Source organism: Sphingomonas sp. AP28, assembly GCF_056680455.1.
The window spans coordinates 1509746-1521250 of sequence record NZ_CM155283.1 but is presented as its reverse complement, the minus strand read 5'-3'; the positions used below and the strand labels follow the sequence as shown (position 1 = coordinate 1521250).

General features: G+C 64.0%; 12 protein-coding genes. 6 read left to right on the top strand and 6 right to left on the bottom strand.

All coding sequences use genetic code 11. The features are described 5' to 3' along the window. Positions 1-5: 5 nt before the first annotated feature. Complete coding sequence (locus AC1MH0_RS06845) at positions 6-359, bottom strand: hypothetical protein (RefSeq protein WP_480965265.1); 354 nt, start codon at positions 357-359, stop codon at positions 6-8. A 125-nt stretch (positions 360-484) separates the two neighbouring features. Here AC1MH0_RS06845 and AC1MH0_RS06840 point away from each other — a divergent pair, with 125 nt between their 5' ends. From AC1MH0_RS06840 to AC1MH0_RS06830, 3 genes are all read left to right on the top strand, one after another. Then, positions 485-724, top strand: a complete 240-nt coding sequence (locus AC1MH0_RS06840) for a hypothetical protein (protein WP_480965264.1) — start codon at positions 485-487, stop codon at positions 722-724. A 114-nt stretch (positions 725-838) separates the two neighbouring features. Then, on the top strand, positions 839-1213 hold the full coding sequence (locus tag AC1MH0_RS06835) for a hypothetical protein (RefSeq protein WP_480965263.1): 375 nt from the start codon (positions 839-841) through the stop codon (positions 1211-1213). A gap of 169 nt (positions 1214-1382) precedes the next feature. Then, positions 1383-1784: an excalibur calcium-binding domain-containing protein gene (locus AC1MH0_RS06830; protein ID WP_480965262.1), complete on the top strand. Its 402-nt coding sequence runs from the start codon at positions 1383-1385 to the stop codon at positions 1782-1784. A gap of 21 nt (positions 1785-1805) precedes the next feature. Here the strand turns inward: AC1MH0_RS06830 and ychF are convergent, their stop codons facing one another. Then, the gene (gene ychF / locus AC1MH0_RS06825; RefSeq protein WP_056047251.1) at positions 1806-2903 is read right to left on the bottom strand and encodes a redox-regulated ATPase YchF; all 1098 of its coding nucleotides are present in this window, start codon (positions 2901-2903) and stop codon (positions 1806-1808) included. A gap of 344 nt (positions 2904-3247) precedes the next feature. Here ychF and AC1MH0_RS06820 point away from each other — a divergent pair, with 344 nt between their 5' ends. Next, positions 3248-4312, top strand: a complete 1065-nt coding sequence (locus AC1MH0_RS06820; protein ID WP_480965261.1) for an NAD(P)-dependent alcohol dehydrogenase — start codon at positions 3248-3250, stop codon at positions 4310-4312. A 304-nt stretch (positions 4313-4616) separates the two neighbouring features. On the opposite strand, the gene AC1MH0_RS06815 is transcribed toward AC1MH0_RS06820, so the two are convergent. The 4 genes from AC1MH0_RS06815 to AC1MH0_RS06800 form a co-directional block, all read right to left on the bottom strand. Next, entirely contained in the window at positions 4617-5222 is a 606-nt protein-coding gene (locus AC1MH0_RS06815) for a TIGR02466 family protein (protein ID WP_480965260.1), read from the bottom strand. Then, positions 5219-5788, bottom strand: a complete 570-nt coding sequence (gene pth, locus AC1MH0_RS06810) for an aminoacyl-tRNA hydrolase (protein WP_056488650.1) — start codon at positions 5786-5788, stop codon at positions 5219-5221. Before pth ends, AC1MH0_RS06815 begins: the two co-directional genes overlap by 4 nt. A gap of 205 nt (positions 5789-5993) precedes the next feature. Continuing rightward, entirely contained in the window at positions 5994-6692 is a 699-nt protein-coding gene (locus AC1MH0_RS06805) for a 50S ribosomal protein L25/general stress protein Ctc (RefSeq protein WP_480965259.1), read from the bottom strand. A gap of 253 nt (positions 6693-6945) precedes the next feature. Then, positions 6946-7812, bottom strand: coding sequence for a TraB/GumN family protein (locus AC1MH0_RS06800; RefSeq protein WP_480965694.1), 867 nt, complete (start codon positions 7810-7812; stop codon positions 6946-6948). Between the two features lie 200 nt (positions 7813-8012). Here AC1MH0_RS06800 and AC1MH0_RS06795 point away from each other — a divergent pair, with 200 nt between their 5' ends. Further along, positions 8013-8852: a glycine--tRNA ligase subunit alpha gene (locus tag AC1MH0_RS06795; RefSeq protein WP_480965258.1), complete on the top strand. Its 840-nt coding sequence runs from the start codon at positions 8013-8015 to the stop codon at positions 8850-8852. Between the two features lie 232 nt (positions 8853-9084). Continuing rightward, a complete protein-coding gene (gene glyS, locus AC1MH0_RS06790) occupies positions 9085-11505 on the top strand; it encodes a glycine--tRNA ligase subunit beta (RefSeq protein ID WP_480965257.1) in 2421 nt (806 codons plus the stop codon).

Here is an 11505-nt window from a genome sequence, read left to right as displayed (position 1 = left end):
GACGATCAAGCCTCTCGCGGAGGCCGCAAAGCCGGCGCGACGCCAGTTCCAAGATCCAGCACCGCCACCCGCTCGGTAACCATAGCCGGCTCCCGCAACGCCACGCCGAGCACCCGGGCGGTATTCCAGTTCGAAGGCGGCACGCACCCGATGCACCCATGCAGCGGCGTAGCCTTCCGGTCGGGCGCCTCGTGATCCGGCCGATGGCCCGATATTGCCGCGTGCGTCCCGCGCATCGCCGCCATGTCCATGACGACGGCATGCCTGCGCGAAGCAGACGCATCATGACACGCCGCCGGCGCCACCGCAGGAAACGCAAACGCAGCAAGGAGCAAAGCCAGGATCAGGCGCGCGAGCATGCCGCCGGTCTACCCTCCCGCACGACCCGCCACAACATCGCAGTCTCTCCCCCGAACCCGGCAAACCGCTCGTGGCGCCAAAGCGCAGCCTTGCCCGAAAGCCGCGAAAGGTTCAGCCTCGACCCATGAAGATCCCAAAACACCCCGAACGAACCAAAACCTCAAGCGCCCCCGCCGCCAAAGTCTCGATCAGGATCGGCAAGCGCACCACCTTCGACGCCTCGGTAACAACCGTCGGCCTGCTATCGGTCGGCGCCCTCGTATCCAGCATCCTCTTGTCCAGCGCCGTCATAGTCGCCGCAGCAGGCCGCAAGACCGCAAGACGCCCGCTGGCCTTGTCTGACCATACCAAGACCGACGGCTAGCGCTCAACTGCGGACACTCAATCGCGCGGAATAATTGCCTCAAAGTCGCCGTTCGTTCATCGTTCCCGACAGAGGCGCTAAATCGACGTAGTACGCCAACTGGGATTGCTGCTGATGAAAAACGCGGAAGATAGCTGGTCGGCGGACGATGAGAATAATCGATACGAACAGATCGATCCCGAAGAGGGCTGGGATACAGAGTTGGCAAGCGATCTGGTGCGATCGACGCTATACGTCGGCTTAACGTTTGTCGACCATAATGGCGTCGTTAAAAGGCGAGAACAAATCTTTGGAATAGTCCAAAGCGTTTCCATCACAGCTGGTATAAAGCTGCTGCGGACAAATGGAGAGACGTTCACCATGGCTCCGGTTCTCGACGCGATCGATCCGGGGGATCGGGACCGCTATCAACTCGGTGCCGACGATGAACCTGTCGAAAATCCGGACTTCGTAGCCTGGATAACCGCTATCGAGCCGCTACGTAGTTAACTTGGTCTACTCTGCCGGCACACCTGAATGGCCGTTTATGTAAGCCTGCGCTACAACGCGGAACGTCCGCAATCCTTCCCATAGCAGACATCACGTCTTTGCTGTTTCGCCCCTGCGATAGCAACCGCCGGTAAATATTCGTCAACCACTACGCCCGTATGGTGGCGTCATGGAGCGTTCCTTTATCGCGGTCACGGCGATCGCCTCGACATTGATGTTTGCCGGTGTTTGGAAAGCCACTGAGCCGCAGCCCGTTCCTGCCCCGGCTATCGTCGATACCAAGGCGGTCCCCGACTTGGCGACTGCTGCGCCGCCGGTTGCGCGGCGACGCACTGTCGCGCTTGCCCCGCGAGCCGCCGACGCCGAGCCCTACAACGTCGTTCGACCTGCTTTGGGATCATCGCCAACGGCCCGCCGTTCCACCAACTCCGGGACGGAAAGCTCGGTACTCTACAGCGGATGCCGCGAAGTGCGGGCGGCGGGGGCCGCGCCGCTACACCGCGGTCAGCCGGGATATCGTGCCGGCATGGACGGTGATGGCGACGGGATAGCCTGCGAAAACTATCGCTAACCCGCCACCGCCGCCGAACCCTCAGCTGTGCAGGAAGTGCATCACGTCGCCGTCGTGGACGACATACGCCTTGCCTTCCGCGCGCAGCTTGCCCGCCTCGCGTGCCTTCGATTCCCCACCCAGCGCGATGAAATCGTCGAACGCGATCGTCTCGGCGCGGATGAAGCCCTTTTCGAAATCGCCGTGGATCTCGCCCGCGGCCTGCGGTGCGGTCGCGCCCTCGTGGACGGTCCAGGCACGCGCTTCCTTCGGGCCGACCGTGAAGAAGGTTAGCAGATGGAGCAGCTTGTAGCCCGCGGTAATGACCCGCGCGAGGCCGGTTTCCTCCAGCCCCAGTTCGCCGAGAAACTCGCCGCGATCTTCCGCCGGCATTGTCGCGATTTCCGCCTCGATCGCCGCCGACACCACGACCGCTTCCGCGCCCTCGGCCTTCGCCTTCTCGAACACGCGCGCCGACAGTGCATTGCCGTTCGCGGCATCGCCCTCGTCGACGTTGCACACGTACAGCACGGGTTTCGCCGTCAGCAGCTGCGCCTGCGCGAAGACGCGCGCTTCGTCCTCATCCTTCGGCACGGTCAGCCGCGCGGGCTTGCCTTCGCGGAGCAGTTCGAGCGCCTGGCCGAGCACGGCGGCGCCGATCTTGGCTTCCTTGTCGCCCTGCATGCCCTTTTTGGCGAGGTTCGGCACGCGCTTCTCAAGGCTCTCGAGGTCGCTCAGCATCAGCTCGGTGTCGACCGTCTCGGCGTCTGCGATCGGATCGACCTTGTTGTCGACATGCGTCACGTCGCCGTCCTCGAAGCAGCGCAGCACGTGGACGATCGCGTCGACCTCGCGGATGTTGCCGAGGAACTGGTTGCCGAGCCCTTCGCCCTTCGACGCGCCGCGCACCAGCCCGGCGATATCGACGAAGCCGAGCTGGGTCTCGATGATCTTCTGCGATCCGGCGATCTTGGCCAGCGCGTCGAGCCGCTTGTCGGGCACGCCGACGTTACCGACGTTCGGCTCGATCGTGCAGAACGGATAGTTCGCCGCCTGCGCCGCGGCCGTCTCGGTCAGCGCGTTGAAGAGAGTGGACTTGCCGACGTTCGGCAGCCCCACGATGCCGCAGCGAAAACCCATGATATGCCCTTGGTATAAGAATGTGCGGGCGCTTTAGGGCAGGGCGCGAAGGAAGGCCAGCGGAGGACGCCTGCGCGCATCATCGGCGCCACCTCAATTATCTCCACCACCCCGGCGAAGGCCGGGGCCCAGTTGGGCAACGTCGCTAACGGAAGGTCGGCACGCCGTTATTGCCACCTTTCCAACTGGGCCCCGGCCTCCGCCGGGGTGGTTTCTGATTTGGACGGAAGTCCTGATCGACCCACTCGATTGCCGCAGTGCAGCAAAATAATCATACCGAACGGTAGTTATCATATGGTCGACGATTATATCCCGAGTCCAGCTTGAGATAGATCACGAATTCCATGACCACGACCGCCCACGGCTACGCCGCGCAATCCCCCGAAACACCGCTCGCCCCGTTCAGCTTCGAGCGCCGCGAACCCGGCAAGACCGACGTCGCCATCGACATCGCGTTCTGCGGCGTCTGCCATTCCGACCTCCACACCGCCAAGGGCGAGTGGGAAGGCACGCTCTACCCCTGCGTCCCCGGCCACGAGATCGTCGGCCACGTCACCGCCGTCGGCAGCGACGTCACCAAGTTCAAGGTCGGCGACGTCGTCGGCGTCGGCTGCATGGTCGACAGCTGCGGCGAGTGCCCGTCGTGCAAGGACGGCGAGGAGCAATATTGCGAGACCACCGGCTTCGTCGGCACGTACAACGGCCCCGATCCCGTGCTCGGCGGCCACACGTTCGGTGGCTATTCGGACAAGATCGTCGTCGACGAGGGCTTCGTGCTGAAGGTCTCGCATCCCGAAGCCGACCTCGCCGCGGTCGCACCGCTGCTCTGCGCCGGCATCACGACGTACTCGCCGCTCAAGCACTGGAAGGTCGGCCCCGGCCAGAAGGTCGGCATCGTCGGTCTCGGCGGTCTCGGCCACATGGGCGTCAAGATCGCCAACGCGATGGGTGCCGAGGTCTATGTGTTCTCGACCTCGCCGAACAAGCGCGACGACGCCAAGCGTCTCGGCGCGAAGGACCTGATCGTGTCGAAGGACGAGGCCGCGATGGCCGAGCACGCCAACAGCTTCGACTTCATCCTGAACACCGTCGCGGCGAGCCACAACCTCGACACCTTCACCGCGTTGCTGAAGCGCGACGGCACGATGACGCTGGTCGGCGTCCCCGAGCACGCGCATCCGTCGCCCTCGGTCGGCAATCTGATCTTCAAGCGCCGAGCGATCGCCGGCTCGCTGATCGGCGGCATCGCCGAGACGCAGGAGATGCTCAATTTCTGCAACGAGCACGGCTTGGTGTCGGACATCGAGATGATCCGCATGGACGAGATCGAACCCTCGTATCAGCGCATGGTGAAGAGCGACGTGAAATACCGCTTCGTCATCGACATGGCGACGATGAAGGCGGCCTGATTAGGCAGGGGGCGGTGCTCAACGAGTGCCGCCCCCAACTCCCTCCCCTTCAGGGGAGGGTCGGGGTGGGGCAGTGCCGCGAGCGCATGCATGTGCGGCCAAGCCCCACCCCAACCCTCCCCTGAAGGGGAGGGGGTAAGAAGGCGTCGAATGCTTCCAAAACATCACCACCCCGGCGGAGGCCGGGGCCCAGGTGGGAAGGCTAATCTGATGCAAGGCAGTCCTTCGTTAGCGACGTTTCCCAACTGGGCCCCGGCCTTCGCCGGGGTGGTGCCATTTCAAGCACAGTGCCCGCCCGCCCCAATCACCACCGATAATTGAAACTAATACTGATCCGCTCGCCCTTGGCGGCATTCGGCACGACCTCATGCCGCAACCAGCTCTCCCACAAGAACACACTCCCCGGCTTAGGCTCGGCATAGACGAACGTCCGCAGATCCTCCGCCGCATTCTCCAGCCGCGTCGGCGCCGCCATCATCATTGGCAGCCGCGGATCCTCCAGCTTCAACGCCCCGGCCCCTTCCGGAATCGCCACATACATCGTCCCCGACACGACGCTATGCGGATGAATATGCCCCGAATGCGCGCCCCCAGGCTTCAGGACGTTCACCCAAAGACTGTCCAGCTTCAACTTTCGCCCGCCGAGATCGAACGCGCAATCCTTCGCGAACTGCGCGACATGCTTGTTCAACAACCGCACAAGATCCCCGAACCGCGGATCGCGGAGTGGCAGGTCGTTCAGCGACGCATACGACGTATACCCGCGATACCCATGCGCCTTCGACCACGCGACTCCAGCGCGATCCGCCTTCGCCAGTTCGAGCGCGGCGTCCTCGAGTTCCTCGACCAGATCGTCGTCGCCGAGATCGGCCTCGTAGAACCGCGTGGCAAACAGGGAGCGGGTGGTCATGGCTGCATCCTCAACGCGACATCGTTCATGAAGCGGACGTCGTCGCCTTCCGCCAGCCACTTGGCCTCCGCCGCGACCGCGCCGAGCATGTCGCTCAACGGCTCGATCTCCGCCTTCGCATAATTGCCGAGCACGTACCCGGTGACGCGATCCTTGTGCCCCGGATGCCCGATCCCCAACCGCACCCGGCGAAACTCCGGCCCCAGATGCTGGTCGGTCGAGCGCAGCCCGTTATGACCCGCGGTCCCGCCGCCGGTCTTCACCTTCACGCGGAACGGCGCGATATCGAGCTCGTCGTGGAACACCGTCAGCGCCTCGACGCCGAGCTTGTAGAAGCGCAGCGCCTCACCGATCGCGCGGCCGCTCTCGTTCATGAAGGTCGCGGGTTTCAGCAGCAGGATCTTGGTCGAGCCGATCCGCCCCTCCTGGGTCCAGCCCTGGAACTGCTTCTTGACCGCGCCGAAGCCGTGCACCTCGGCGATCGCGTCGGCGACCATGAACCCGACATTGTGCCGGTGCATCGCATATTGCGCCCCCGGATTGCCGAGTCCCGCCCAGATCTGCACGTGTGATTCTCCAAAAGACCGCGTCGGCCAAACAACCGTGTTCTCCTGCGAACGCAGGAGCCCAGGGTAACGGGCGGCGGCGCTGCTTGATCCTGGGTCCCCGCGTTCGCGAGGGAACAGGAGGGCAAGCCCCATAAAACGAAACGGGCGGGAAAGCCCTAGCTTTCCCGCCCGCCAGATCATCCTAAGACGAAGGGCTGAACCCTCAGTCCTTCTTCTGCGGCGTGATCTTGTCGTCGTGGTTGTCGTCGTCGTTCGGCTCAACGACCGGCTCTTCGTCCGAAGCAGCCTCGGCAGCCTGTGCTTCGGCGACTTCAGCCTCGAGCTCTTCGTCCTCGACGGTCGGCACGGTCGGCGGCACGATCGTTGCGATCGCGAAGTCGCGGTCGTCGATCGCAGGCGTCGCGCCCTTGGGCAGCTTCACGTCGCTGATGTGGATCGAATCACCGATCTCCAGACCGGCGAGCGAAATCGTGATCTCGCTCGGGATGTCCGAAGCGTCGACGACCAGCTCGATCTCGTGGCGCGTGATGTTGAGGACGCCCTTGCCCTTCTTGATGCCCGGTGCGTCGTCCTCGTCGGTGAACGCGATCGGCACCGCGACCGTCACGGTCGAATGCTCGCCGATGCGCAGGAAATCGACGTGGATCGGGCGATCCGAAACCGGATGGAACGAGACGTCCTTCGGCAGCGTGCGCACGCCGTTGACCATCACGACGGAATTCATGAAGTGGCCGGTCATCAGCGCCTTCATCAGCGCCTTTTCCTCGAGGTGAACCGAGGTTGGTTCCTGGTTCAGGCCGTAGATCACGGCAGGCACGCGGCCATCACGACGCAGCGCCCGGGAGGCTCCCTTGCCAACCCGGTCACGCGTCTCGGCTGCGAGCGTCAACTGGTCGCTCATCAATATTCTCCGAAACTCGTTTGTTGTCCTTCCCGCCCACGCCTCCAGGGATGACCATGGACCGGAAGCGCGGGCGCATAGCGGAAGTAGGGGAGAAAAGCAATTCTACCCCTCTCCCCCCGGGGGAGAGGGAGGGAGGCGCGCTTGCGCCGGAAGGGTGAGGGCACGCGCTTGCGGCCGACCGTGCCCTCACCCTCCCACTGCTTCGCAGCGGGCCCCTCCCTCTCCCCGGAGGGAGAGGGATCTAGTGGCATCAATACTTGACCCGCTCAGCCTGCACCCCAAGCTTCGCCAACTGCGCCTGAACGCTGTCCTTACCCGCCAGATGCCCCGCACCGACCGCGATAAACACCGTGCCCGGCGACTTCATCCGGTTCGCAACCCACTCGGCCCACCGCGCATTACGGTCCACCAGCAGCACCTTCGCGACCTCGGGCGAGTCCTTCAAACTGTCGTTCATCTCTTTCGCCAAAGCTTCAGGATCCCCCTTCGCCCACTCGTCGACCATCGTCGCCATCGTGCTCTCGAGCTTGGGCAACTCGTCGATCGTGCTCCCCAGAAACTGGATCTGCGCGGTCTGCGAAAGCCCCCCGAAATACCCGAGCTGCTGCTCCGCGGTCTCCAGCCCGATCACCGGCTTCCCCGCAGCCTTCGCCGCCGCCGTAATCACCTGCTCGGGCCCGTTCGCCGCATCATAGCCAAGCTTCGACAGCGGTGCGATCGACAGGTTGGTCGCCGCCAGCCACGGCTTGAACCGATCGAACGCATTCGCCGGCAAGCCCAGGTCGGTCACCGCCTTCGCATACGCCGTGCGCTTGTCCGCGGGCAGCTGCTCGGTCAGCGTCGGGCCGTCCTTCGACACGCCGGTCGCCATCACCAGCGACTGCATCTTGGCCGGATCCGGCATCACCAGCTCCAGCACCACCTGTTGCGAGCGATCGAACGCAGTCTTCACCGCCTCGTCGAACCACGTCATGCCGGGCTTCAGCACATGGATCGTCCCGAACAAATAGATCGTCGTGTCCTTGTCCTTCACCACCCACAAGGCCGGATCGGCATCGTTCGCGGCTTGCACAGGCTTCGGCGCGACCTGCGCACAGGCGGGCAGGGCGAACGCCATGGCGATGGCAGAGAGCGCGGATCGGAACGAAACGATCTTCGAAAACAGCTTCAAGGGGAGGGCATCCTTATCGTTGGTGCAGCCCATGTAGGACGCCGGACCTTAACGCACCACTTGCCTCCCGCACCCCCATCCGCCAAAGCCCGCGCGTGACCCAACCCCAGATCCAGCCAACGATAAAGCCTCTTAGCTTCCAGCGCATGATCCTCACGCTCCACGATTACTGGAGCGAACACGGATGCCTGATCCTGCAGCCCTACGACATGGAAATGGGCGCGGGCACCTTCCACACCGCCACGACGCTCCGCGCGCTCGGGCCGAAACCGTGGAACGCCGCGTTCGTGCAGCCCTGCCGCCGCCCGACCGACGGCCGCTACGGCGAGAACCCCAACCGGCTTCAGCATTATTACCAGTACCAGGTCATCCTGAAGCCGAGCCCCGCGAACCTGCAGGAACTCTACCTCGGCAGCCTCGCGGCGATCGGCATCGACATGCTGAAGCACGACATCCGCTTCGTCGAGGACGACTGGGAAAGCCCCACGCTCGGCGCCTGGGGGCTCGGCTGGGAGGTCTGGTGTGACGGCATGGAGGTGACTCAGTTCACCTATTTCCAGCAGATGGGCGGCTTCGACATGAAGCCCGTCGCGGGCGAACTCACCTACGGGTTGGAGCGCTTGGCGATGTACATCCAGGACAAGGACTCGGTCTACGACCTGGCGTTCAACGATGCCGGCGTGACCTACGGCGACGTGTTCCTTGAGAACGAGCAGGAGATGTCGAAGTGGAACTTCGAGATCGCCGACACGTATTCCTTGTTCGACCAGTTCCGCAAGCACGTAGCGGAATGCGAGAACAGCCTCTCCGCCAAGCTCCCGATCCCGGCCTACGAGCAGGCGATCAAAGCCAGCCACATCTTCAACCTGTTGCAAGCCCGCGGCGTAATCTCGGTCGCGGAACGCCAAGCCTATATGGGCCGCGTCCGAGACCTCGCCAAAGGCGCCTGCGCCGCCTGGATGGACAAGCACGGATGGGCGGCGTGATGGCTGTTTGTCGACAAGAAGGTTTTTGCGCGCAGAGGCGCAGAGGCGCGGAGCAGAAGGAAATGGAGTCGGCATATCGACCTGCGATCCGGCTTCGGCATGGTGAAAGACGCCTGCGGCGTCAGTTGGTCGCGCGCAGCGCAACCGCTCCAACCTTCTCTTCTACCATTCTCCTCCGCGCCTCTGCGCCTCTGCGCGAAACCCCTTCTCTCTTCTTCGCGTGCGAACCCAAATGACCGACTTCCTTCTCGAACTCCGCTCCGAAGAAATCCCCGCCCGGATGCAGTCCAAGGCGCGTGAAGACCTCGCCAGGCTGTTCGCCGTCGAGCTCGCCAAGGCCGGCATCGCCACCAGCGCCATCGTCACCTACGCGACCCCGCGCCGCCTGACGCTGATCGCGCGCGACCTGCCGCTCGAGACCGCCGCCGTCTCCGAGGAAACCAAAGGCCCCAAGACCTCCGCGCCGCCCCAGGCGCTCGAAGGCTTCCTCCGCAAAACCGGCCTAACCCGCGAGCAACTGATAGACCGCAACGGCACGCTGTTCGCGGTCACCGAGAAGCCCGGCCGCGCCACCGCTGCTGTGCTCGCCGAGGCGATCCCGGCCATCGTCCGCGCGTTCCCGTGGCCGAAGTCGATGCGCTGGGGGGATGCGTCGGCCAGCACTGAATCGCTCCGGTGGGTCCGCCCGCTGCAAGGCATCGTCGCGCTGCTCGGCGAAGAGATCGTGCCGTTCGAGATCGCCGGCATCGCCAGCGGCGCCGCCACGCTCGGTCACCGTTTCCACCACCCGTACCAGATCACGATCGGTGGCGCGCACGACTATGTCGAGAAACTGCGCGCCTGCCACGTCATCGTCGACCACGACGAACGCGCCACGCTGATCCGCGACCACGCCCGCGAAGCCGCCGCGCAGGCCGGGCTCGAACTCATCGAGGACGAAGGCCTCGTCGCGGAGAATGCAGGCCTCACGGAATGGCCGATCCCCCTGCTCGGCCAGTTCGACCCCGCGTTTCTCGACGTCCCGCCCGAGGTGATCCAGCTCACCGCACGCGTGAACCAGAAATATTTCGTCTGCCGCGGGGCCGATGGAAAACTGGCGAACGCGTTCGTCTGTACCGCTAACATCGCCGCGCACGACGGCGGCGCGAAGATCGTCGAGGGCAATCGCAAGGTCCTCGCAGCGCGTTTGTCCGACGCGAAGTTCTTCTACGACACCGACTTGAAGGTCCCGCTCGAAGAGCAGGCGGACAAGCTGTCGAAGATCGTCTTTCACGAAAAGCTCGGCACCGTAGCCGACAAGGTCGACCGCGTCGCGAAACTCGCCCGCTGGCTGGTAGAGGAGGGCATAGTCACTTCTGCTTCTGCTCCCCTCCCGCTCGCGGGAGGGGTCGGGGGAGGGCTTGACGCAACCACCACCGCCGCGTTTGAGGCTAGCCCCTCCCCCGACCCCTCCCGCAAGCGGGAAGGGAGCAGTGAGTTGGCTACCCTCGCCGACCGCGCAGCCCGCCTCGCAAAAGCAGACCTCGTCACCGGCATGGTCGGCGAGTTCCCCGAGCTGCAAGGCCTGATGGGCGGCTACTACGCCGCCGCGCAGGGCGAGCACCCGTCCGTCGCCACCGCCATCCGCGACCACTACAAGCCGGTCGGCCAAGGCGACGACGTCCCCACCGACCCGGTAACGGTGGCCGTGTCGCTGGCGGACAAGCTTGATACGCTTGTGGCATTTTTTGCCTTCGGATTAATACCGACGGGTTCGAAGGATCCCTTTGCTTTACGGCGAGCAGCGCTCGGAACCCTCGCCCTCCTTCAAAGGAATAACATACGGCTACCGTTGGCGACGTTTTTACAGTCTGACTACCTGCCCGATCTTCTGCGGCCGCTAGTCACGGCTGGTTTTGACGTAGATATTAAACGTGATTTCGCAGCATTGAAGCGTAGCGGCTTAGATGCTGAAAACTTTGATGTTCAGCAGTATGTTGCAAAATTGCGCGAGGATTTAATTCCAGTAGGTGTTGCGGACGCGCTAGTGGAATCCGCGTTTGAGATTATTCCATTTTTTATCGACCGCCTCAAAGTCCAGCAACGCGAAGCCGGCGTCCGTCACGACCTCATCGACGCGGTGTTCGCGCTCGGTGGCGAGGACGATCTCGTCCGCTTGCTCGCGCGCGTCCACGCGCTTCAGGCGTTCGTGACCACCGAGGACGGCGCGAACCTGCTCGCCGGCTACAAGCGCGCTGCCAATATTTTGAAGAAGGAAGCGCCTTCTGCTCCCTCTCCCCTGCGGGGAGAGGGTAGGGGTGAGGGGCTGCCAAGCAGTGCAGCGCTCGGTACTGCCCCTCACCCCGACCCTCTCCCCGCAGGGGAGAGGGAGCAGGAGCAGGAAACGCTGTCCTACACCCCCGAACCCGCAGAGACCGCGCTGATGACCGCGCTCGACTCCGCCGAACCCCGCGCAACGGCCGCGATCGCACGCGAGGATTTCGCCGCGGCGATGGCCGCGCTCGCGTCTCTCCGAGCCCCGATCGACGCGTTCTTTGATAGCGTTATCGTAAACGATTCCGATCCCGCCAAGCGATCCGCTCGTCTCGCGCTACTTGAGCGAGTCCGCGCCGCAGTGCACAACGTCGCGGATTTCTCGAAGATCGAGGGGTGA

Bases quoted from the DNA above. Each gene is read 5' to 3' on its own strand.
- AC1MH0_RS06805 (WP_480965259.1), bottom strand. From the start codon at position 6,692: ATGAGCGACCAGTTGACGCTCGCAGCCGAGACGCGTGACCGGGTTGGC.
- AC1MH0_RS06845 (WP_480965265.1), bottom strand. From the start codon at position 359: ATGCTCGCGCGCCTGATCCTGGCTTTGCTCCTTGCTGCGTTTGCGTTT.
- ychF (WP_056047251.1), bottom strand. From the start codon at position 2,903: ATGGGTTTTCGCTGCGGCATCGTGGGGCTGCCGAACGTCGGCAAGTCC.
- glyS (WP_480965257.1), top strand. From the start codon at position 9,085: ATGACCGACTTCCTTCTCGAACTCCGCTCCGAAGAAATCCCCGCCCGG.
- AC1MH0_RS06815 (WP_480965260.1), bottom strand. From the start codon at position 5,222: ATGACCACCCGCTCCCTGTTTGCCACGCGGTTCTACGAGGCCGATCTC.
- AC1MH0_RS06800 (WP_480965694.1), bottom strand. From the start codon at position 7,812: ATGGCGTTCGCCCTGCCCGCCTGTGCGCAGGTCGCGCCGAAGCCTGTG.
- AC1MH0_RS06795 (WP_480965258.1), top strand. From the start codon at position 8,013: ATGATCCTCACGCTCCACGATTACTGGAGCGAACACGGATGCCTGATC.
- AC1MH0_RS06820 (WP_480965261.1), top strand. From the start codon at position 3,248: ATGACCACGACCGCCCACGGCTACGCCGCGCAATCCCCCGAAACACCG.
- AC1MH0_RS06840 (WP_480965264.1), top strand. From the start codon at position 485: ATGAAGATCCCAAAACACCCCGAACGAACCAAAACCTCAAGCGCCCCC.
- AC1MH0_RS06830 (WP_480965262.1), top strand. From the start codon at position 1,383: ATGGAGCGTTCCTTTATCGCGGTCACGGCGATCGCCTCGACATTGATG.
- AC1MH0_RS06835 (WP_480965263.1), top strand. From the start codon at position 839: ATGAAAAACGCGGAAGATAGCTGGTCGGCGGACGATGAGAATAATCGA.